The organism is Microbacterium terregens (genome assembly GCF_039534975.1).
Taxonomy (GTDB): domain Bacteria; phylum Actinomycetota; class Actinomycetes; order Actinomycetales; family Microbacteriaceae; genus Microbacterium; species Microbacterium terregens.
Window position 1 is genome coordinate 3,010,919 of sequence record NZ_BAAAWH010000001.1, and the last position, 20,428, is coordinate 3,031,346.

Below are 20,428 nucleotides of genomic sequence, written 5' to 3' on the forward strand. Positions count from 1 at the left end.
GCAAGGGCCACGGAGGATTCGCCTAGTGGCCTATGGCGCACGCTTGGAAAGCGTGTTGAGTGAAAGCTCTCAGGGGTTCGAATCCCCTATCCTCCGCTCCCCCGATCCCAGTGTTTACAAGGGATCGCGACCCGATTCTCTCCCGTGGCACAGCTGGCGGCACGGTTGCGACATCACCCCATCCAGCGGGGCTACACGGCCGGCGACATTGCCCGGGCGATCCGCCGATCGACAATCAGTCGTGGTCGGGGCGCGCGCGTACACCCAGTAGTCGGCGAAGTCCAGGGCGATCAGGTCGGGTCCGAACGTGCGGGCAGGGTTCATCGACGTGCCGGATATCGGGCTGCCCCACAAGCCGGCGAGTGCGATGTAGCCCCCCACGCCGACGGCCCCGATGATGCCGACGTTCTGTGCTCCGGAGGCCATGCCGAGGATGACGCTGACCAGGCCGAGAGTCAGCACGACCTCCATCCAGAACGCCTGGAAGGCGGTGTAGCCCTCGGCCGGATAATTCGATCCGTAGGATGCAGAGACGCCGATCACCGCACGCAGGAACAATGCCGCAAGGGTGGCGCCGATCAGCTGCACCAGAATGTACCCGGGCACCCGTCGCCACGGGAAATCCCCGCGCAACGAGAACGCCAGCGTCACGGCCGGGTTCAGGTGGGCGCCTGAGACCTTGCCCATGAACAGGATGATCGCCATCACCATCAGCCCGGGCGCAACCACGGCGGCTTGACGACTGATGGTGTCGGGGAACGCCTGCCCCATCATCCCGCCGCCGGCGGCGACCAGTACCAGGAAGAACGTCCCGAACAGCTCCGAGGCGAGCCGCCGCCACTCCTGCGTCGATTCTTGGAAGTCCGTCATCGGATCGATGACCTCAGCCTCGAACCACCGATCGAACCGTCCGCGCAACTGAGAGTCTCGAGTCATCGTCTCTCCCCGCTCGTGAGTGCAGCCGCCCCACAACGCCTGCTGGCCGAGAGAGTAGACCCGAGAGGGTGTCGACAAAAGGGGTTTGTGGGACGCTCCCGACGCGGGCATTTTGATGAGTCCGACCATCGGCAGGACGGGTGCGATGGTTCCGCCGCGGAGGATCGCGCCCGCGAGCAAGAGTTCGTGGACGCTCGCGTCGGGCGCGCGATGCGGGGCGGATGGCTACGCGCCGCACGCCGCCCGTCCCGGATCGCCTCGACGAGCCCGCACCCGCGCAGGCGGGCCGACTGATTCGACATGACCTGCCGCGAACCGCCGAGTACATCCGCGAGGCCGGAGGGACCTTTTCGGTCATCCGGCAGAGCGATGCCTCGCGGGGCGCGGTTGAGAAGACCTGGGATCGCTGGCCCACGAGGAGTAGGTTCCCAGTGACCGGCGCCGTTCCGGATCGGAAGCGGCCTCGGGCGAGGAGGCTCCGATGACTGATCCAACGACGCATCCCGCTCCCGCCCCGTTCACCGCCGCCGATTTCGCCGCGAGGCTGCAGCGAGCGGCGCGGTCCGCGGAAGCGGCCGGCCTGTCCGGGCTGCTACTGACCCCCGGACCCGACCTGCTGTATCTCGCGGGGTACGCGCCCGTCGCGATCACCGAACGCATCACCATGCTGGTCGTCCCCGTCGACGGCGAGCCGACCATGATCGTCCCGAGGCTCGAAAGGCCCGACGCGGAGGAGACACCCGGCGCCTCCGTCTTCCGGCTCGAGGACTGGCGCGACGGCGACGACCCGTATGAGGCGGCCGCGCGGCTCCTCGGCCCGGGGCGCTACGCACTATCCGACGCGGCTTGGGCGATGCACCTGCTGGGGCTGCAGAGCAGGCTTTCCGACACATCGTACGTGTCCATGACGAGCGCGCTTCCGATGCTTCGCGCCATCAAAGACGACGATGAGCTCGAGCGCCTCGCCGCGGCCGGCGCGGCCGCCGACGCGGCGTACCGGGAGATCCTCGGGGTCCGCTTCGCCGGCCGGAGCGAGATCGACGTCGGCACCGATCTGGCGGCCCTCCTGCGCCGCTTCGGGCACTCGCAGGTCGACTTCACCGTGGTGGGCTCAGGTCCCAACGGGGCGAATCCCCATCACGAGATGGGCGACCGGCTGATCCAGCACGGCGACATGGTGGTGCTCGACTTCGGTGGTCTCAAGCACGGCTACGGATCGGACACGACGCGCACGGTCCACGTCGGCAATCCCACCGACGAGGAGCGCGAGGTGCACGAAATCGTGCGGCGAGCCCAGCAGGCGGGATTCGAGGCGGTCCGGCCGGGCGTCGAGTGCCAGGAGGTCGACCGCGCCGCACGCGCTGTGATCGCTGAGGCCGGCTATGGGGAGTATTTCATCCACCGCGTCGGCCATGGCATCGGGCTCACCACGCACGAACCGCCGTACATGGTGGAAGGTGAACGTCAGCCCATGCAGCCCGGCATGTGCTTCTCGATCGAGCCGGGCATATACCTTCCGGGGCGATTCGGGGTGCGCATCGAGGACATCGTCACAGTGACGGCCGAGGGCGGGCGCCGGCTCAACCGGACGCCACGCGAGATGGCGATCGTCGAGTAGAGGACCCTGTCGTCGACGCGGACGAGAGCGTGTCGCCTAACCCGTCCGATGGCTCGTGGGCGAGTCCGGATGTTCAGTGAGAAACCGCGGCAATGGCCTCGATCTCGACCAGCTGGTCCTCGTAGCCCAGCACGGTGACGCCCATCAGGGTGCTGGGCACGTCATGATCCCCGAACGCGTCCCGCACAACCTCCCACACCAGGCCGAGATCGGACCGCTGCGAAGACGCAACCAGCACCCGGGTGTTCACCACGTCCTCCAGCGTTGCGCCGACTGCCCGGAGCGCCTCGGTCAAGGTCTCAACGCATTTCGCGGCCTGGCCGGCGTAGTCACCTACGGCGGCCGTCGTCCCGTCCTTCTCGAGCGGGCACGCCCCGGCGAGGAAGACCAACCGCACAGTGCTATCAACGACCGACGCATAGGCATAGGGTGCGTCACTGAGTTCGGAGGATCGAATGAGACGGATTGCAGGATTCACACGGCGATCCTCTCATCTGCGTTTGACTGCACGCCCTAGTAGCGATAGAACGCGTCCTGCAGGGAACGGCCCTGCAGACCGTGTGCCAGGCAGAGCTGCAGAAGCACTCGACTCTTCTGAGGATTGAGCTGGTCCGAGGCCACCAGGCCGAGACCGTCATCGTCGACCTCGATGTTGCGTCCGACATCTCCACTGCCGACCCGCGAGCTTCGCACGACGGCAATACCTGCGCCGGCGGCATCCGTCAATGCATGAGCCACGCCGGCGGGAACATTGCCGTTGCCCATGCCGGCAATGACGATCCCCTGTGCACCGAGGGCGACGCTGGCACGGACGAGATCGGCAGGCATGTTCGCGTGCGCATAGAGGATGTCGACTCGAGGCAGGGAGTACCGGCCGTCCACGGAGAACTCCGTCGCCCGGGTGTGCACGTGCGTGGGGTGACGGAAATAGCGGATGCGTCCGTAGCTCGCTGTTCCGAGCAATCCTGGTCCCGGCGAAACGAACGCCTGCACGTCCGTCGTGCTGGATTTCGTCACGTCTCGCGCACTGTGCAGATCGTCGTTGACGGCGACGATCGTGCCGCGCCCCCGAGCGTGTGGATCCGCGGCCACGCTCACGGCGTTGAACAGATTCAGCGGACCGTCCGCGCTCAATGCGGTGGCTGGACGCATCGAGCCGGTGAGCACGACGGGCTTCTCCGACTTGACGACGAGGTGAAGAAAATAGCCCGTCTCCTCTGCGGTGTCGGTGCCGTGGGTGACGACGACGCCGTCTGCCTCATCCGCGGAGAAGAGCGTGTTGACCCGTGCGGCCAGCGCCAGCCAGAGGTCATCCCTCATGTCCTGGCTGCCGACCTGCGAGAACTGCTCCCCCGTCAACGTGGCCACGTCGCGCAGTCCCGGCACGGCATCCACCAGAACGTCCACGCTCAGCCCGCCCGCACGGTATGCCGGATCGACCTGGGACGGGCCGATTCCCGCTATCGTCCCGCCCGTCGCAAGAATGTGAACTCTGGTCATCAAGGCTCCTTCGAAGGCCCGTCCTGCTGTTCAGACGTCTGGGCTGACTTGTCGAACTCGTCGAACTCCGCGTTCGCGAAACCGCGCAGCGATCCCGAGACGGCAAGCCCCAGCAGCACTCCAAGGGCGATCGCGATCATCGTGGCCACCGTGGTGATGATCGTGCCGGTCGCGTCGAGATCGCCGTTCAGCACGCCTGCTACTCCGGTGAGGCCCAGCGCGCCCGGCACGAGCAGCCAGAACGCCGGCAGGAAACTGACCAGGGCGGGAGGTCCGGTGCGGTGCCGTGCGATGATCACGGCCACGGGGGTCATCACGGCCGCGCCGACGAGTGCCGAAAGAACACCGTCGAACAGGACGTCTCCGATCACCTGTGCTCCGTAGGCGACATAGAGAACGATCACGATCCACCCGATGGATGCCGGTCGCGCGCACTGGTAGATGGTGATGCCGATACCGAAAAGGCCCACGGCAATCCAAGGTGCTATGGCGCCAAGCGGGTTGCCTGCGACGGGATCCCGGGTGGGGATGCCGACCAGTGCGGAGGCGGCGACGATGCCGGTTGCCAGCAGCAGGAGGCGCATCGCACCGGCGGCAGCGCGGGCTGCTCCCGACATCATTTGGCCCGTGGCGAGTTCGATGACCGCGATGGTCAGCAGTCCGCCGGGAAGGAGGATGACCAGCGGCGCGATCATGGCCGGGAGGACGCCCGGATCGAGTGCATGGGCGACAAGAAGCACGACCAGCGCGACACCGAGCGCCACGGCAACGATGACGAGCGCGTGCGAACTGGGTGACAGGCGCTCCGTCAGCAGTAGCACGGTGCCCACGGCGAGCCCCATCAGCCCCGCGAGCAGGACTCCCGGACCCGAGGCGCCCAGCAGCACACTGAGTGAGGCGGAGAGAACGCCGTACGCGCCGATCCGCTGCAAGCGCGTGAATGGTGCCGGAAGTGCGGCGACGCCCTGGATCCGGCGCCTGACCCACTCTGCGGCCCGCGGTCGGGTGCGCGCGACACCGACGATCCGGTCCACCGCGTCGACCTGGTAGAGGAGATAGGACGAGTCGCCGGCAGTCACGGCACGCGTCTGCGCCGCGGCGGTGTCCGTGGCTGAAACGAGGATCGATGTGGGGAAGACCACGGCCTGTACGGTCGGTCGGCCGCTCGCCGCCGCGAGATCTTCCAGCGCGTCGCGGACGAGACCCACGGGGTATCCGCTGTCGATCATTGCCGTGCCCATCACCGCCATCGAGTCCAGCACCACGGGGGCGGGAACCACCTCGGCCGCGCGGGCCTCCGCGTGTGCGGGTCTTGAAGGCTGACGGCTGCGCATCAGCCACCAGACGAGGACCCCACTCGCAAGCAGCACGCCGACGGCGATCACCAGCGTCGGAAGGGAGATCGTGGATGAGGCGATGGCCGGAGGCACGGCAGGAATGGGGGTCGATGTGGCGGCCGGCGTGGGGGAAGGCGTGGGACTCGGAGTAGGGGAAGAAGGTGTGGGGCTCGCCGATTCCGTCGGCGTGGTCGCGGGAGTCGCCGAACTGATCGGGGTGGGTACCACTGCTCCTGTCTCGGTCGGACTCGGCGTGGGAGTGGAGGTGGCGTCCGGGTCGACCGGCGCTGGCGTGGCAACCGGCGTTGCCACGCCCAGGGACACCCCGGTGACGTCGGCCGCGCCAGCTCCGGCAGACGACAGGAGCAGCATGCCGATCCCGGCAGCGAGGCCCAGTAGGCCGATGCGTATATTCGCTGCTCGCACGGTTGCCCTCCCGCTGAGTGTGCGCCTGTGGTGGCCACCGTACGCAGAAACGTCCCACGGTGCACTCAACGATGCGGTACCGGTCAGCAGGTCGGAAGACGTGGGCCTGCGACGGGCGAAATCACGAGTCTGCCGCCGAGTCGTGGGGAGCGAGTGCAGCGAGACCTCGCGTCCGAGCCCTACTAGCACTCGCGATAGCTCCGGCGCATAATTATGGCCATCCAGCCCTGGACCTCGAATGGAGGCTGGAAATGGCACAGGTATGGCGCTCTCTTCAGGTTCCGGCAGAGCATGCTCGCAGTCCGCGCATTAGGCGGTCGCGGTGAGCGCCGGTGGGGCTCCGGCGAAGCCGGCCGCCGGGCCGTCGCGAGGGAAGGTACCGAAGGCGGTCTTCATATCGTGGATCGCGCTGGCGCTGATGACGACGAGTTCGGTCGCGAGCCTGCGCCCGGCGCCGACGATGGCTGTCTACGGTCTCGCTTCGGTGTTCTTGTACATCGTTCCGGCCATCGTGTTCCTGCTGCCGACCTCGCTGGTGTCTGCGGAGCTGGCCTCCGGTTGGAAGGGCGGGGTCTACAACTGGGTGGCGACGGGGATCTCGAAGCCGATGGGCTTTCTCGCGGTCTGGTGTCAGTTCGCGATGACGATCTTCTACTATCCGACGTTGCTCGGCTTCGTCGCGAGCACGCTCGCGTATGTGATCAACCCGGCGCTTGCCAGCAATGGGGTCTGGACAGCGCTCGTGATCATGGTCTGCTACTGGTCCGGTGTCTTCATCTCCTCCCGAGGCACAAAGGGCGTCGCGGGTCTGGCCAGCGGTGGCCTGATCATCGGCACCCTGATCCCGGGGGCGATCCTGATCTTCCTTGGTGCCGTTTATCTGGGTCAGGGCAACCCGTCGGCTGCGCCGATGACGGCCGCGGATCTGCTGCCGCAGTGGGCGGGGCTTGCCAGTCTCGTGCTGATCGTGAACAACTTCCTCTCCTACAGCGGCATGGAGATGAACGCGGTGCACGTCTCAGAGATGCGCAATCCCGGCAAGGAATTCCCCAAGGCGATGTTCCTTGCGATGGGCCTGGTGCTGCTGATCTTCATCCTTCCGGCGCTCGCGATCAGCTGGATCGTCCCCGCCGACGAGTTGTCGCTCACGGCCGGGGTCATGCAGGCGTTCGACATGGTCTTCGCCACGTTCGGTTGGCAGTGGCTGACGCCGATCATCGGCATCATGCTTGTCGCGGCATCGCTCGGTGGCATGCTGACGTGGCTTGCCGGGCCGTCGAAGGGTCTGCTGCTCATCTCCCGCCAGGAGGGCTACCTCCCGCCGTTCCTGCAGAAGATGAACAAGAAGGGCGTGCAGCAGAACCTGCTCGTCACCCAGGGACTTGTCACGACGGTGATCGCACTGGGCTATGCCCTGATCCCGGATGTGTCCAGCGCGTACTGGATCTTCTCGGTCATAACGACGCAGGTGTATCTGATCATGTATCTGCTGATGTTCGTCGCGGCCGTCCGGTTGCGCCGCCAGCACCCCGACCACCCTCGTGGCTTCCGGGCCCCGATACTGATCGGCCTCTGCGGAGTGGGGTTCACCGCCTCCCTGCTGGCGCTGCTCGTCGGGTTCATCCCGCCGTCCCAGTTCGGTGGAGGCAACCCGATCGTGTACTTCTTGATCGTCGCGGGTGGCGCGCTCGGGCTCGGACTACTCGTGCCGTTCCTGTTCTACAGATTCCGCAAGCCGTCGTGGAAGCAGCCGAGCAACGCGTCCGTCGAAGAATCCGAGACGCCCAACTCACCGGAGGTGGCATCGTGAGCGAGTCGACGCCGCAGAGCGGACGAGAACGCTCCGTGATCTACATCGTCGTCGTGATCGCCCTCGTCGTGCTCACTGTGATCGCGCTGTTCACGTTCCGAACCAACCGCCAGAACGAGGCCGCGGACGAGAAAGCCGCCCAGCTGTCCCAGGCGATGGACGCCGCAGGCATGGTGGCGCCATCGACGGATCAGATCGCCCGCGTCCTGGGCGACGACGGGGGAATCGTCTGCGAGAACCCGAACGGTGCGCTCACGCGCGGGCTCGTGCTCAGCGAACTCACGAACGGCGCCGCCGGCCCCGGACGCCGGCCGATCATCGTCGAGGACCGGGTGCTGAAAAGCCAACTGCTCATCATCGGCGTCTATTGCCCCGACGAGCTGCCCAACTACGAGAAGTTCGTCGACGGCCTCGAGACGGTGAACCGCACATGAGCGAAGGTCTGCGGGAGCGAACTCACTCGCTGATGGGGACAGTGCGCTCGGAGCTCGCGGAGCTCGTCGCCCTGAGATCCGTGGCCGATCCGCGGCAGTTCCCCGTTGAAGGCTGTCAGCGAGCAGCGGATTGGGTGCGAGACAAGTTCCTCGACGAGGGCTTCGAAGACGCGCGACTGGAGCTGACGCCCGATGGCAGCCAAGCGGTCGTCGCTTCGCGGTCGTGCGGAGATCCGTCCGCGCCGACAGTCCTGCTCTACGCCCATTACGACGTGCAACCGCCTCTGGACGACGCGGCGTGGCGCACACCGCCGTTCGAGCTTCACGAGGTCGACGGACGGTGGTTCGGCAGGGGCGCGGCCGACTGCAAGGGCAACATCCTGATGCATCTCGTCGCGCTCCGAGCACTCGGCGGCGACATCGCGGTCAATCTCCGACTGGTGGTCGAGGGCTCCGAAGAAGCCGGGACGGGCGGGTTGGAGGCATTCGTCGCAGCCAATCCCGAGCTGTTCCGCGCCGACGCCATCCTGGTCTGCGACACGGGCAACGCGGCGGTCGGCAAGCCCGCGGCGACCGTCAGCCTGCGCGGCATGGTGAACGTCGTCGTCACCGTCGAAGCGCTCGCGTCCGAGATCCACTCCGGAATGTTCGGCGGGCCGGTTCCCGACGCGCTCGCTGCGCTCATCGAGACACTGGCCACGCTTCGTGACGCCGCGGGCAACACCGTCATCACCGGTCTCGACCGCTCCGGGACGTGGACGGGCGAACACTACCCACCCGACCAGTTCCGCACGGACGCGGGTCTGCTCGACGGTGTGCAGCTGATCGGCGACGGCGACGTCTCGGACATGCTCTGGGCGCGTCCCGCGCTGACGGTCCTCGGCATCGACGCTCCAGCGGTGCTCGGTTCCAGTGCTGCACTGGTCCCGAAGACCGCTGCGCGGCTCAACCTTCGCGTTCCGCCTGGAATGGATCCGGTTATCGCGCGCGACGCGCTCGTCGCGCACCTTGAGGCTGTCGCTCCCTGGGGCGTCCATATCACCGTGGAAACGGAAGCGATGGGCGCTCCGTTCTCTGCCGACACCACGGGCCCCGCCTATCAAGCACTGGCCGACGCTATGCGAGAGGCATTCGGCGTGCCGATGACCACACTCGGCCAGGGTGGATCCATCCCGCTGTGCAACGTGTTCGCCGACACGTATCCGGGGGCGGAGATCATCCTCATGGGTGTGGAGGAACCGATGACTCTCATCCACGCGCCCAACGAAAGCGTGGATCCGAGCGAGATCGAACGATGCGCCCTCGCTGAGGCCCTCTTTCTGCAGAATTATGCGGTGCAGCACGCCGTGGACGTGTAGCGGCGTAGGGCAGCTGACCCATGAGCAGCGACGCCGACAAGGCGAGTGCTCCTGCTTCTTCGAAGAAGCCGATGACGGTGCTTCAAGCATCATTCATCGGCGTCGGAGCGATGGTCGGCGCGGGCATCTTCGCACTGCTGGGTGCCGCCGGCGCCGTCGCGGGATCGGCGGTGTGGCTGTCCTTCCTCATCGCCGGGGCGATCGCCGGACTCCAGGGCTACTCGTTCGCCAAGCTCGGCTCGTCGTTTCCCTCCGGCGGGGGGATGCTGACCTACCTCGCGAAGGGCTTCGGCGAGGGCCACATCACCGGCATCGTGTCGTGGCTGTTCTATATGACGGGCGCGATCGTCGCGGCGATGGTCGCCACGTCATTCGGCGGCTACGCCAGCGCCGTCGTGACCGACGACGACCCCGTCTGGGCCGTGGTGTTCGCGGTGCTGCTGGTCCTGGTGATGACGGCCCTCAACATCGTCGGGTCGACCGCGGTCGCCCGAGTGCAGTCCCTCATCGTCAAGGTGGTTCTGGCGATCCTCAGCCTCTTCGCGATCGTGACCATCGTGAATTGGAACCCCGCGCTGCTGAACCCCGCTCAGTACCCCGGAGTGCGCGAGATCATCTCCAGCGTCGCCCTGACCTTCTTCGCGTTCCTCGGCTTCGGCGTCATCACCTTCACCGCGAAGGACCTTCCCAACCCTGTGCGACAGCTCCCGCGAGCGATGTACCTGGCGCTGGGGATCGCGACGGCAGTGTACGTCGCTGTGTCGCTGGGAGTCTTCGGTACCCTCACCGCCGAGCAGGTCGTCGCGTACGGGGCCACCGCACTGGCGGAGGCGGCGAAACCCACACTGGGGCAGGCGGGATACGTGCTGATGGTCATAACGGCGCTCTTCTCCACCGCCGGAGCAGTGAACGCCAGCCTCTATCCCTCAACCGGCATGACTCGTCATCTGGCCGAAGTGGGACAGTTCCCGACCGTTTTCGGGCGTCAGATCGGTCGGCGGGCGCCGGTCGGTTTGGTCGTCATGGCCATCCTGACGATCTTCATGATCGTTGCGCTCGATCTGAACAGCATCGCCTCGCTGGGAAGCGCGGTCGCGCTGCTCATCTTCTCGGCGGTCACGATCGCCCATTTCCGCACATATCGAGAAACCGGCGCGAGCCTGATCATCCTGATCATCGCCCTCACCGCCACCCTCGGGACGTTCGTCGTCTTCACAATGACGACGCTCGTGAACGAGCCGAAAACCGCAGTCGCACTGGTCGTCATCCTTGTGGCGGCGACTCTGCTGGACTTTTTCTGGAAGCGCGCCCGCGACCGAGGAAGCGCAGGCTACTCCCGCCACACCGAGTCTGACTCCCACGGCACGTAGCCCCCACCGCATCTCGGTGCGTGACGTGCTGGCAATGTCACATCGACACGTCCGGCGGGCACCCCTAGAGGCGTTCGTCGAGCGCGCGAGCGATCTGTCTGAACTCGTCGGGCGTGATCTCGCCTCGTGCGAGGCGCTCCTCCGCGATCTGGCGTGCGGAACTCGTCGGGGCCGGCGGCACCTGCCCGGGGACCCCAGATGAGCCGGCAGTCGACGCGCGGACGATCAGGACGATCAGCGCCGCCAGGATGAGCAGCAGAAGCAGGATGCCGCCGAACCACATCCAGCCCCAGCCGAAACCTTGTCCGTACATCATGAGCCGACAACCTCCCCATGCCGAACAGGTGGCCGACATGCAACTCGATCTTCCCTCCGATGGGCCGCCTCGAACAGGCCGAACGTCCCTTCCTGCGCTCAGACTCGCCGATCCAGAACCGCCCGGACGCCCGCCTCGGGTCGAAGGTCGAGGCGCCGAAGCAGCTGCGCGTTGAGCGCTACGACGATGGTGGACAGCGACATCAGAATGGCGCCGACCGACATGGGCAGCACGAATCCGAAGGGAGCGAGCACGCCCGCGGCGAGGGGCACAGCCATCAGGTTGTAGCCGGCCGCCCACCACAGGTTCTGCTTCATCTTGCGATAGCCGGCGCGCGAGAGCTCGATCACTGACAGCACGGAGCGGGGGTCGTCGCTCGCGAGAATGACGCCCGCGGAGGCGATCGCGACGTCGGTGCCGGCGCCGATCGCAATGCCGACGTCGGCCTGCGCGAGGGCGGGTGCGTCGTTGACGCCGTCGCCGACCATCGCGACCCGACGCCCTTCGTGCTGGAGTTCGGCCACCTTCGCGGCCTTGTCCTCGGGACGCACGCCGGCGAAGACGCGGTCCACGCCCAGATCGCGGCCGACGGACCGAGCAACGGCGTCCGCGTCGCCGGTGATCATGACGACCTGAATGCCGAGTTTGTGCAGCGCGTCGACGGCTTCGCGTGATTCGGGGCGGATCTCGTCGGCGAGCTTCACACCCCCGATCACCACTCCGTCACGCACGACGTGGAGGATGATCGCGCCGTCCTCGCGCCACCCGGTCGCGGCCGAGACCTCGCCCGCGCCGACCTCTTCGAGCAGACGAGGCCCGCCGACGCGGATCTGCCGACCGTCGACGGTCGCGACCACTCCGACAGCGGGCGAGGATGAGAACGCCGTCGCTGCGGCGATGGCAAGTCCGCGGTCGGTCGCCGCGCGCACGATCGCCTTCGCGAGGGGGTGCTCGCTGTCAGCTTCGGCGGCCGCCGCGAGTGTCAAGACCGTGTCGGCGTCGATGTCGCCTTCGGGCGCAATGGCGGTGACGGTCGGCTCACCCCTCGTGAGAGTGCCGGTCTTGTCGAAGAGCACGGTGTCGATCGTCCGCATGCTCTCCAGCGCGAGCCGGTCCTTGATGAGCACCCCACCGCGCGCGGCCCGTTCGGTCGCAATCGCCACCACGAGAGGGATCGCGAGACCGAGCGCGTGCGGGCAGGCGATCACAAGGACGGTGATGGTGCGGACGACCGCCGCGTCGGGGTCGCCGAGCAACGTCCACACGACCGCGGTGAGCGCGGCGGCGCCGAGGGCGAACCAGAAGAGCCATCCGGCTGCGCGATCAGCGACGCGCTGGGCACGCGAGGTGGAGTTCTGCGCCTCGGCCACGAGCCGCTGGATGCCGGCGAGCGTCGTGTCCTCCCCCGTCGCGGTGACCTCGACGCGGAGTCCGGAGTCAGTGGCGACCGTGCCCGCCGTGACTGCGTCGCCGATGCCGCGAGCGACCGTGCGGGACTCGCCGGTGACCATCGACTCGTCCATGTCGGCGCGGCCATCGATGATTCTTCCGTCGGTCGGCATGCTGCCGCCCGGGCGGACCAGGACGACATCGCCGACGCGCAGGTCGGATGGTGCCACGGTCACGACCCGATCGTCGTCCACCCGCTCTGCCTCATCAGGCAGGAGCGCAGCGAGCGAATCCAGCGCCGACGTGGTCTGGGCGAGCGACCGCATCTCGAGCCAGTGACCGAGGAGCATGATGACGATCAGCAGCGCGAGTTCCCACCAGAACTCCAGTTCGTGATCCAGCAGACCGAGGCTGGCGCCCCACGAGGCGACGAACGCGACCGTGATCGCGAGGCCGATCAGCAGCATCATGCCGGGCTTTCGCGCGCGAAGTTCACCGACCGCGCCGGCGAGGAACGGCCACCCGCCCCAGAAGTACATGACCGTGCCGAGGATCGGAGAGATCAGAGGGACGCCGGGCAACTCCGGAAGCGAGTAGCCGATCAGCATCGCGAACATGCCCGAGAACCCGACCACCGGGATCGCCAGAAGCAGGTTGATCCAAAACAGGCGCCGGAACTGCGCGACGTGGTCAGCTCCGTGGCTCGCATGGCCGCTGCGGCCGCCGTCGTGCGCCATGTGAGCTGAGTGCTCGATGGGACTGACGGCCATCTCGTGAGCCGTGTGCGGATCCGTCATGGGATCGTCCTCCTCGGTGCTCCCGCATGTAGGGATGTTCGGAAGTCTAGAACCCGATACCCCATAGGGGTATTCCGAATCGATCGGGGGCCACCCGATGATCCGTTATCGGATCACCCGCCGTCGCTGCCCGGCGAAGAGCGCAGGCCGGTCGGTCATTGTCCACCCGGGAGGGCCGGTCGGACCCAGCGCCAGTCATCTCTGGGCCGGATCCACTGTTCTCGTCCGTCTTTGGTCTCCCGGGCGGCGTCGGTGAGCCAGATGGTGGAGTCGGGTCCCCAGCCGCCGATCACGGATCCGTACTCCGCGTCGACTTCGATCAGCTGCGTGGCCGCCGAGAGGTACCCGAGCGTGGTGAGGTGCACGGCGTCCCACCGCTCGGAGACGCGCTGCCAGTCCGGGATCAGCCACCTCGCGTCACAACCGGTGACACGGAACCAGTCGTGCCGACGGGACGCGGTGACCTCCATCGGGTATTCCCGGCAGAGGTCGGCCCAGTCTTCGGGCGACCGGATCTCGAGCGTCTTCCCCACCCCGCGCACCGGAATGACCGTGGCGTTCTCCCAGCCGAGGGAGTCCTCCACCAACTCGAGCGCGTCCCGGACGCTGCCCCGTGTGGTCAACAGCGCCTGCGGCACGGACCACCAGGTCCCCGACACGTTCGCGTGCGGATCGGCGGGACGTTCACGTGCTGCGTGGGCCTCATCCTCCCGCTGGGCGCGTGTCCACTCCGCCAGGACGACGGCGGGGGCGGAATCCAGCGGTGCCGCGTCGCTGAGTGGACGCCAGTCCACCGCCCACTGCGCCGTTGCTCGGGCGGCGCTGAGCTCAGGGATCGCGGTGACCAGGCGTGCGGCGACCCGTCGCAGGGCGCCGCGCACCGCCGGGAGCGCAGCGACCACGTCCTCACCGTCGGGCTCCTGCCAGTACCGAGCGAGGTCGACCGACGCCTGCAACGAGTCCCGCACGATGTCCACGCGGATCGCGGTCAGGTCGACGCCGTCGATCAGCGCCGCGACCTCGTCGGCGGTGTATGTCGGATCCGCTTCGCGGTCGGACGCGTCCCCGCCGAATAGGCGAAGGAGAACTCCCGGGTTCGGATCCTGCTCGCGCCCGAGCCAGAACGCTGCGGAGCGCACCGCCTCATCCGTGCGCGCCACATACTCCAGACACATCCGACGGCCGCGCGTGCCGCGCACAAGAGCATCAGTGAGATCGATCATCAGCCCACCCTGCCCGACAATCGCCCGATGCCTCCCAGCCGGAGTCCACTCGCACCGGCAGAGCGGTCGGTGGGCTCAGGCCGCGTCGCGGTGGCGACCGCCCTATCTGTGAGCCGCCAGGCGCGCGGCGACCGGAACCGCGCCTCAGCAAACGAACGAACGCGCAGCCGCCTCGACGACCTCAATCACTCCCGATCGACCGGTCCGCATCGAGGGCTTCGCGCGCTGCGCGGCGTCCCTCGTCGATCAAGTGCGGCACGTCAGCCATGGACCACTGCGCGAGACCCTGCATCTCGGGCTGTATCAGGACGATGGAGCGGTCCGCCGCAAGCTCGGCGCCGCTGGAGGCGACCCGCATCATGCGGACGTTCTCCCACTTGGCGTGCAGGCGCACCACGATGAGCGTCGAAGCGCCCAACTGACGCGTTGCACGGATGGGCACGTTGTCAGTCATACCTCCGTCCATGAGCACCTGGCCTCCTCGACGGACGGGCGGTAACAACCCGGGCACGGCGATCGTCGCGCGGAGGGCGATGTCCAAGGGGCCTCTGTCGATCACCACGGCTCGGCGGGTTCGCAGGTCGGTGGCGACGGCGGCGAACCGTCGCGGAAGATCCTCGATGACCGGGTCATCACCGAGGGTGCGACGGATGGCGTCCGTCAGCGCGCTGGAATCGAGCAATCCCAGCCGCGGGCTCAGCGACATCCGGGCGATCGAGCTCCATCGGAACGCGAGGGCGGCTCGTTCGATCGCCTCCTGCGGAACGTCGGCCGCGTATGCCGCGGCGACCAGAGCTCCCGAGCTCGTGCCCGCGACGATGCCGGGCCGGATGCCGCGTTCCCTCAGTTCCTGCAGGACGCCCACATGCGCCGCGCCATACGCGCCGCCGCCGCTGAGCGTCAACCCCAGCGAGCTGTCATCTCCCCCGATCGCCATCGGCTGCCCGTGTGCGGCCGCGGATCCGCTTCCACACGACATCGAGGAGGACGACCACGACAGTGATGACGACCAGTGCGACCGCGGTCTTCGGCTCGTTCACGAGGGTCGTGGTCGGGAAGACGACGACTGTTCCGGATGTCGCGGATTCACGGCCTGCCGACTACTCGACATCGCGCATCTCACGTCCGTGGACGATCAGCGCGAAGATGACCAACACGTCGATCGCGATGACGATCAGCGACCACAACGGCTGGGCGGGAACGAGCAGCAGCTGCCCGACGGCACTGAGAATCGCCAAGATGATGGCGACCACGCGCGCCCACGTCTGGCCGGCGAACAGCGCCAGCGCGGTCAGCACGAGAAGCAAGCCGATGACGATGTTCCACCACCCCCACCCCGCCACATCGAGCAGCCAGAGAGATCCCTCGGCGACCACGTAATAGGCGTTCGGTCCGATCACCGCGACCAGCCCTTGGATGACACTGAAGATTCCACTGACCATGAGGATCACCCCGGCGAAGACGATCCACCCGGTCCACCCCGTCGACTTGACTGTGCTCATCTCGACATCCCCTTTCAGACGCCCCAGTTCGACTGTTCGCTCCACCCCGGAGCGTCGATACGACGCATTGCACCGCAGGCTATGGCCGGGCAGTCCTGATGCGCATCACCCGCAATTAGTGATAATCGAGAGCCGCTCCGTGGCACGGATTCGGCACAGTCCGGCTCGTCAGTGGGTGCGGCGTTCCTGCGCGGCTCGACGACTGGCGACGTAGCGTCGCATCTTTTCATCGGTGCCGCAGTCCTCCATGCTGCACCAGCGTCGAGTGCGGTTGCGGCTTTCGTCGACGAAGAGATAGCGGCATCCCCCGCATTGCTTGACACGGTCAAGCGGACCGGCGAGCAGCAGGTGGATCGCCGCATGGACCACGGGCCACAAAGGACGTGCGAGAGATCGGTCCTCGCCCCAGGTCCAGGCGAAGACGGCGCCGGCTTGCAGTCGTGCGGCGCGAAGCGCCTCTGATTCGTCGTCGCGAAGTCTGCCCAGCACCGCATCGCCGGCCTCGCGGCCATCCGCGATTGTGCGGAACACCTCGTCGAGATCATCTCGAATGCGGCGCGATCGGGCGAACACGGCATGCGAGGTGTGCGGATCGTCATGCGCGCCGCGGCGAAGCTCGACTGCCGCCTTCTCCGAGACGACTCCTGCGTATACGGCCCAGGACACCAGGCCGCCATACCCGGCGAGAAGGTCGTCGCCGGGCGCCCCGTCCGGCGGGCCGCTGCGTGTGTTCACGAAGTCCAGTGCCAGGTCGCCACCGACCAGACGCATTCTGGCGACGTCGTCCGATGCGTTCATCTGCACTCTCCTCGCAGCAATGTCGGAGGCCCTCCGTAATGTTTCCATCATAAGACGTTTTGATGGAAACATCGAAGTGGAAGGAGTTCGCGATGGACAATCTCGCTGGTCTGGGCGCCGCGGTCGCGGCCATGTCGAGCGATGACGGACACCGATACGAGGGCTGCGTCATGCTCAGTGCGCTTCCGGACGCACCGACCATCGATCGGCCGACACTCGTCGAACGGATCCGCCGCCTCCGGCGACGAGGACCTCGGGTTCACTAGCGCATCGATCGCGAGGCACAGCTCGGCGGCAGCGATGCTTTCATCGCGGTGGGCATAGGTCGTTGCGGCCGGGATGGCGAACGGCGGACTCATCATGGCCGCCCACGCACTGCCAGTATTACGACACCGCGGCCTGCTAGACCGACCGCTTGGAGCCGGCCCGAAGGAGGCGCCCCGGCGCACCGGGAACACAAGAGGATGATGGATCCATGCCTGCTGCCCACCGTCCCGGCCTTCGGGTCGGCTCGGGAATCACGATCCCCGAGTCCGAGCTGTCCTGGCGGTTCTCGCGGTCGTCGGGCCCGGGCGGGCAGAGCGTGAACACGGCCGACTCCCGAGCGGAACTCGTATGGGATGCTGCGCGCTCAGCCGTCCTCTCGCCGATCCAGCGCGAGCGATTGCTTGAGAATCTGAGCGGGCGTCTTGTCGACGGCGTGCTGAGGATCACCGCATCCGAGCACCGCGCACAGTTGCGTAACAGAGACGCCGCCCGCGCCCGGCTGGTCGCTGTGGTGGGCGACGCTCTACGGCCGCCGTCGCCATCACGACGACCGACGACCCCGAGCCGGGGCGCGAAGGAACGGCGTCTGAAATCGAAGAAGCAGCGCACCGACCTCAAGCGGCTGCGCCGACCGCCCCACGACTGATTCGCACCCGCTCCCTACGGCCCCTCGGACGTGCTCGAAGCGCCGGTGGCGACCACTCCCTTCTCAGGGGCGAGCGCGATCTCCAGCACGGCTTGTCGCGGCATCCGACGGCCCACGACGCGCGCTGCCTCGAACTCCGCGGACCGGTCGGTGGCAAGGACGGCGTCGACGAACGCCTGGTAGGTCACGTACGAGCGCTGCTCGCGCAGACCCGTGCGGGCGCGCACCGCTTCGGCGGCGCCGAGAAGGACACCAGCGCGCTCGACGTCGCCGACCACGGCGGCTGATCCGGCGAGGCCTTCGAGCGCGTACGCATCGCCATCCTCGTTGCGCAGGCGCAGCGAGAGTTCCAGCGCTCGAGTGAACAGCGCGGGTTGCGGTTCGCCGGCCGCGATCCGCGCCCACCCGATCTGATTGAGTGCGATGCGCTCAGCGAACTCGTCGCCCGCGCCTTCCGCGAGCTTTCTCGCGCGCTCGAAGCACTCGACGGCTCCCGCGTCATCGCCACGGAAGTGCAGGATGCGCCCGAGCACGCTCTCGAACAGCGAGTGGAAGGTCGCGTCGTGTCGAACGGCGTCCGACGCGAGCGCCGAGCGCTGCCGCTGCTCTGCGAGGGCGAGGTCGGCGGGGGTGGCTGACATGTACGTGAGCGACGCGATGCTCAGGGCCAACCCCACGCTGAACTCGTCGCCGTCCGCGCGGAACAGCGCGATGGCATGCTCCATACGCTCGGTGCTGATCTGCGAATCGGGCTGCCAGATCGCGACCCATGACGAGAAGGCGAGCGCGATCGCCCGGGAACGGGGTGACAGCTCCTGGCCGGATTCCAGGACAGCCTCCATCCAAGCCTTCACCTCGGGCAGCAGGTTCCGGATCCACCAGTAGAGGAACAGGCGCCACACCACGTCCGCGACGACGTCGGCCTCTCCGACGGCGATCAGGTGGCGGCATCCGGCGCGGAGGTCGTCACGTTCCGCCTCCAGCCGGTCGACTGCGGCGGACTGCGTCGCGCCACGGAGCCGCAGCTCGGTATGGGTCGCGAGCCGGGCGTAGTACTCGGCGTGTGCGCGGCGCACGGTCGCGGCATCCGGGTCGAGCTCGAAGCGGGCGGCTGCGATCTCGCGCACTGGGACGAGCATCGAAAAGAGCGGCAGGGCGTGCTCGTCGCGCTGCCGCAGCAGGCTGCCGTCGACGAGCTCGAGGAGGGTGTCTAGCAGGTCGGTGACCCACGGTTCACCGGCGGTGACGGCCTCGACCGCGTCGAGGCTGAAGGTTCCGGAAAACACCCCGAGCCGCTCGAAGAGCGCGCGCGCGTCGGAGCTGAGCAGGTCGATGCTCCACTGGACGGTGGCCTGGATCGTACGCTGGCGCTCGGGCACGTCCCGGGCCGCGGTGACGAGCAGGGACAGCATCCGGTCGAGCCGCTGGAGCATGGCCGCGGGGGTGAGGACGCGGATGCGGGCGGCGGCGAGTTCGATCGCGAGAGGGACGCCCTCAAGCGCCCGACAGATGCGGGCGACAGCCTCGGCGTTGTCATCGGTCACGTCGAACCTGGGGTCCGCGGCCCGCGCGCGATCGCGGAACAACATCACGGCAGGAGCCTCGAGGATCACCCGGGTCGATGTCTGCGAGGGCTCCGCGGGCAGACCGAGTGGTTCCACGTCGAAGACCTGCTCGCCGCGCACCCGAAGGCGCACGCGGCTGGTCACGAGGAAGGTCGCGCCGGGCAGATCGGTCAGGAGCGCGACGACGTCGGCGGCGGCGGCGACGAGCTGCTCGAAGTTGTCCAGCACGATCAGGTCTCGTCGTCCGGCTCGCGCGATCCCCAGCTGCTCGCTCAGCGGCGCATCGCCCGAGTCGCGCACCCCGAGCGCCCGTGCGATCGCACCCAGCACCTCGTCGGGATCGCGCACCTGCGCCAGCGAAACGAACGTCACCCGGTCGAAGCGTTCGCCGGCGTTGTGGGCGACCTCGATCGCGAGGCGGCTCTTGCCGATCCCGCCGGGGCCCACGAGCGTGACGAGCCGTCTGGCGTCGTCGCGGACCCAGGCGAGCAGCGTCGCGAGGTCGCGCTCGCGACCGATCGCGTTCGAATAGGGCGCAGGCAGGTACCCGGCCGGGATCGCGTCGGCGGAGTGTGCCGAGGCGCCGCGCGACGTGTCGAAACGTTCGGCGAGCAGCGTCGCGAGGTCGGCTGTCACGAGCTCGGCGAGCTCTTCTGCCGTCGAGAACGGCGTGTACGACGCCGTATCGTCACTGCGCACTCTTTCCATCAGCTCGGCGAGCCGCGCCTCACGCTCGGCGGGCTGCTTCACGTAGATGAGCCTCGGCATCTCACGTGGCGCGAGGACGTACTCGTCCTCCAGCCCCGACACCTCCTCGCCCGGCGCGATCCACCCGTACTGCTGCCAGTACACCCCGACGAACACGTCGCTCTGCTGGAGGTATGCACGGTAGAGCTGTCGCGGCGGGTGCGGCCGCGCACCGAGCTCGAACATCACCGGGGCGAGCCGCAGTCGTTCGATCGCGGCGCGCACGGCGCGGCGCTCCGGCTCCAGTTCTTTCAAGGTCGAGCTGACGAAGACCCGCAGGCGTTGATCCGGCGTGCGGATCACGGGGGCGCTCGCACGCTCCATCACGGCGACCTCGCGGGCGTCGCCGGGATGCCGTCGCATCGAGCCGCCATCCTGCCATTGTCCGG

The 20,428-nt window shown here is 67.6% G+C and carries 19 protein-coding genes and 1 tRNA gene; 8 read left to right on the top strand and 12 right to left on the bottom strand.

What is annotated here, in order from left to right:
* Positions 1-11 precede the first annotated feature (11 nt).
* Positions 12-96 (top strand) — tRNA-Ser (locus tag ABD655_RS14005).
* Between the two features lie 18 nt (positions 97-114).
* Here the strand turns inward: ABD655_RS14005 and ABD655_RS14010 are convergent.
* On the bottom strand, positions 115-936 hold the full coding sequence (locus ABD655_RS14010; RefSeq protein ID WP_344714844.1) for an MIP/aquaporin family protein: 822 nt from the start codon (positions 934-936) through the stop codon (positions 115-117).
* A 481-nt stretch (positions 937-1,417) separates the two neighbouring features.
* On the opposite strand from ABD655_RS14010, the gene ABD655_RS14020 reads away from it, so the two are divergent.
* Positions 1,418-2,554 carry a M24 family metallopeptidase gene (locus ABD655_RS14020; RefSeq protein ID WP_344714846.1) on the top strand — a complete coding sequence of 379 codons (1,137 nt, stop codon included), beginning with the start codon at positions 1,418-1,420 and terminating at the stop codon, positions 2,552-2,554.
* Positions 2,555-2,627: 73 nt separating this feature from the next.
* Here ABD655_RS14020 and ABD655_RS14025 read toward each other — a convergent pair whose 3' ends face one another.
* From ABD655_RS14025 to ABD655_RS14035, 3 genes are read right to left on the bottom strand one after another with little or no spacing between them, the layout of a single operon-like run.
* Entirely contained in the window at positions 2,628-3,032 is a 405-nt protein-coding gene (locus ABD655_RS14025; RefSeq protein ID WP_344714848.1) for a RidA family protein, read from the bottom strand.
* Positions 3,033-3,067: 35 nt separating this feature from the next.
* On the bottom strand, positions 3,068-4,054 hold the full coding sequence (locus tag ABD655_RS14030; RefSeq protein WP_344714850.1) for a type II asparaginase: 987 nt from the start codon (positions 4,052-4,054) through the stop codon (positions 3,068-3,070).
* Entirely contained in the window at positions 4,054-5,484 is a 1,431-nt protein-coding gene (locus ABD655_RS14035) for a threonine/serine exporter family protein (protein ID WP_344714852.1), read from the bottom strand. Before ABD655_RS14035 ends, ABD655_RS14030 begins: the two co-directional genes overlap by 1 nt.
* 655 nt (positions 5,485-6,139) lie before the next feature.
* Between ABD655_RS14035 and gadC the strand changes: the two genes are divergently transcribed.
* From gadC to ABD655_RS14055, 4 genes are read left to right on the top strand one after another with little or no spacing between them, the layout of a single operon-like run.
* Entirely contained in the window at positions 6,140-7,627 is a 1,488-nt protein-coding gene (gene gadC / locus ABD655_RS14040; protein WP_344714854.1) for a glutamate/gamma-aminobutyrate antiporter GadC, read from the top strand.
* The gene (locus ABD655_RS14045) at positions 7,624-8,061 is read left to right on the top strand and encodes a hypothetical protein (protein ID WP_344714856.1); all 438 of its coding nucleotides are present in this window, start codon (positions 7,624-7,626) and stop codon (positions 8,059-8,061) included. Before gadC ends, ABD655_RS14045 begins: the two co-directional genes overlap by 4 nt.
* Positions 8,062-8,093: 32 nt before the next feature.
* A complete protein-coding gene (locus ABD655_RS14050) occupies positions 8,094-9,419 on the top strand; it encodes a dipeptidase (RefSeq protein WP_344715866.1) in 1,326 nt (441 codons plus the stop codon).
* Positions 9,420-9,439: 20 nt separating this feature from the next.
* Positions 9,440-10,789 (top strand): APC family permease, encoded by a 1,350-nt coding sequence (locus tag ABD655_RS14055; RefSeq protein ID WP_344714858.1) that lies wholly within the window; start codon positions 9,440-9,442, stop codon positions 10,787-10,789.
* Positions 10,790-10,853: 64 nt separating this feature from the next.
* Here the strand turns inward: ABD655_RS14055 and ABD655_RS14060 are convergent, their stop codons facing one another.
* The 7 genes from ABD655_RS14060 to ABD655_RS14090 form a co-directional block, all read right to left on the bottom strand.
* Entirely contained in the window at positions 10,854-11,105 is a 252-nt protein-coding gene (locus ABD655_RS14060) for an SHOCT domain-containing protein (protein WP_344714860.1), read from the bottom strand.
* A 98-nt stretch (positions 11,106-11,203) separates the two neighbouring features.
* The gene (locus ABD655_RS14065; protein ID WP_378721692.1) at positions 11,204-13,291 is read right to left on the bottom strand and encodes a heavy metal translocating P-type ATPase; all 2,088 of its coding nucleotides are present in this window, start codon (positions 13,289-13,291) and stop codon (positions 11,204-11,206) included.
* A gap of 155 nt (positions 13,292-13,446) precedes the next feature.
* Complete coding sequence (locus tag ABD655_RS14070; protein WP_344714862.1) at positions 13,447-14,514, bottom strand: hypothetical protein; 1,068 nt, start codon at positions 14,512-14,514, stop codon at positions 13,447-13,449.
* Between the two features lie 181 nt (positions 14,515-14,695).
* Positions 14,696-15,451, bottom strand: a complete 756-nt coding sequence (locus tag ABD655_RS14075; protein ID WP_344714864.1) for a patatin-like phospholipase family protein — start codon at positions 15,449-15,451, stop codon at positions 14,696-14,698.
* Complete coding sequence (locus ABD655_RS14080) at positions 15,432-15,554, bottom strand: hypothetical protein (protein WP_344714867.1); 123 nt, start codon at positions 15,552-15,554, stop codon at positions 15,432-15,434. The genes ABD655_RS14075 and ABD655_RS14080 overlap by 20 nt, the downstream gene beginning before the upstream one ends.
* A gap of 60 nt (positions 15,555-15,614) precedes the next feature.
* Complete coding sequence (locus ABD655_RS14085) at positions 15,615-16,016, bottom strand: DUF7144 family membrane protein (protein ID WP_344714868.1); 402 nt, start codon at positions 16,014-16,016, stop codon at positions 15,615-15,617.
* Positions 16,017-16,184: 168 nt separating this feature from the next.
* Positions 16,185-16,814, bottom strand: coding sequence for a CGNR zinc finger domain-containing protein (locus tag ABD655_RS14090; RefSeq protein ID WP_344714870.1), 630 nt, complete (start codon positions 16,812-16,814; stop codon positions 16,185-16,187).
* Between the two features lie 62 nt (positions 16,815-16,876).
* On the opposite strand from ABD655_RS14090, the gene ABD655_RS14095 reads away from it, so the two are divergent.
* The gene (locus ABD655_RS14095) at positions 16,877-17,080 is read left to right on the top strand and encodes a hypothetical protein (RefSeq protein WP_344714872.1); all 204 of its coding nucleotides are present in this window, start codon (positions 16,877-16,879) and stop codon (positions 17,078-17,080) included.
* 209 nt (positions 17,081-17,289) lie between these two features.
* On the top strand, positions 17,290-17,727 hold the full coding sequence (gene arfB / locus ABD655_RS14100) for an alternative ribosome rescue aminoacyl-tRNA hydrolase ArfB (RefSeq protein WP_344714874.1): 438 nt from the start codon (positions 17,290-17,292) through the stop codon (positions 17,725-17,727).
* 14 nt (positions 17,728-17,741) lie between these two features.
* Here arfB and ABD655_RS14105 read toward each other — a convergent pair whose 3' ends face one another.
* Positions 17,742-20,402 (bottom strand): ATP-binding protein, encoded by a 2,661-nt coding sequence (locus ABD655_RS14105; RefSeq protein WP_344714875.1) that lies wholly within the window; start codon positions 20,400-20,402, stop codon positions 17,742-17,744.
* Positions 20,403-20,428 lie beyond the last annotated feature (26 nt).

What these genes read in the sequence shown, in the direction of transcription:
- ABD655_RS14010 (WP_344714844.1), bottom strand. Translation starts at nt 936, where the DNA reads ATGACTCGAGACTCTCAGTTGCGCGGACGGTTCGATCGGTGGTTCGAG.
- ABD655_RS14020 (WP_344714846.1), top strand. Translation starts at nt 1,418, where the DNA reads ATGACTGATCCAACGACGCATCCCGCTCCCGCCCCGTTCACCGCCGCC.
- ABD655_RS14030 (WP_344714850.1), bottom strand. Translation starts at nt 4,054, where the DNA reads ATGACCAGAGTTCACATTCTTGCGACGGGCGGGACGATAGCGGGAATC.
- ABD655_RS14050 (WP_344715866.1), top strand. Translation starts at nt 8,094, where the DNA reads ATGGGGACAGTGCGCTCGGAGCTCGCGGAGCTCGTCGCCCTGAGATCC.
- ABD655_RS14055 (WP_344714858.1), top strand. Translation starts at nt 9,440, where the DNA reads ATGAGCAGCGACGCCGACAAGGCGAGTGCTCCTGCTTCTTCGAAGAAG.
- ABD655_RS14060 (WP_344714860.1), bottom strand. Translation starts at nt 11,105, where the DNA reads ATGATGTACGGACAAGGTTTCGGCTGGGGCTGGATGTGGTTCGGCGGC.
- ABD655_RS14065 (WP_378721692.1), bottom strand. Translation starts at nt 13,291, where the DNA reads ATGACGGATCCGCACACGGCTCACGAGATGGCCGTCAGTCCCATCGAG.
- ABD655_RS14070 (WP_344714862.1), bottom strand. Translation starts at nt 14,514, where the DNA reads ATGATCGATCTCACTGATGCTCTTGTGCGCGGCACGCGCGGCCGTCGG.
- ABD655_RS14075 (WP_344714864.1), bottom strand. Translation starts at nt 15,451, where the DNA reads ATGGCGATCGGGGGAGATGACAGCTCGCTGGGGTTGACGCTCAGCGGC.
- ABD655_RS14085 (WP_344714868.1), bottom strand. Translation starts at nt 16,016, where the DNA reads ATGAGCACAGTCAAGTCGACGGGGTGGACCGGGTGGATCGTCTTCGCC.
- ABD655_RS14090 (WP_344714870.1), bottom strand. Translation starts at nt 16,814, where the DNA reads ATGAACGCATCGGACGACGTCGCCAGAATGCGTCTGGTCGGTGGCGAC.
- ABD655_RS14095 (WP_344714872.1), top strand. Translation starts at nt 16,877, where the DNA reads ATGGAAACATCGAAGTGGAAGGAGTTCGCGATGGACAATCTCGCTGGT.
- arfB (WP_344714874.1), top strand. Translation starts at nt 17,290, where the DNA reads ATGCCTGCTGCCCACCGTCCCGGCCTTCGGGTCGGCTCGGGAATCACG.
- ABD655_RS14105 (WP_344714875.1), bottom strand. Translation starts at nt 20,402, where the DNA reads ATGCGACGGCATCCCGGCGACGCCCGCGAGGTCGCCGTGATGGAGCGT.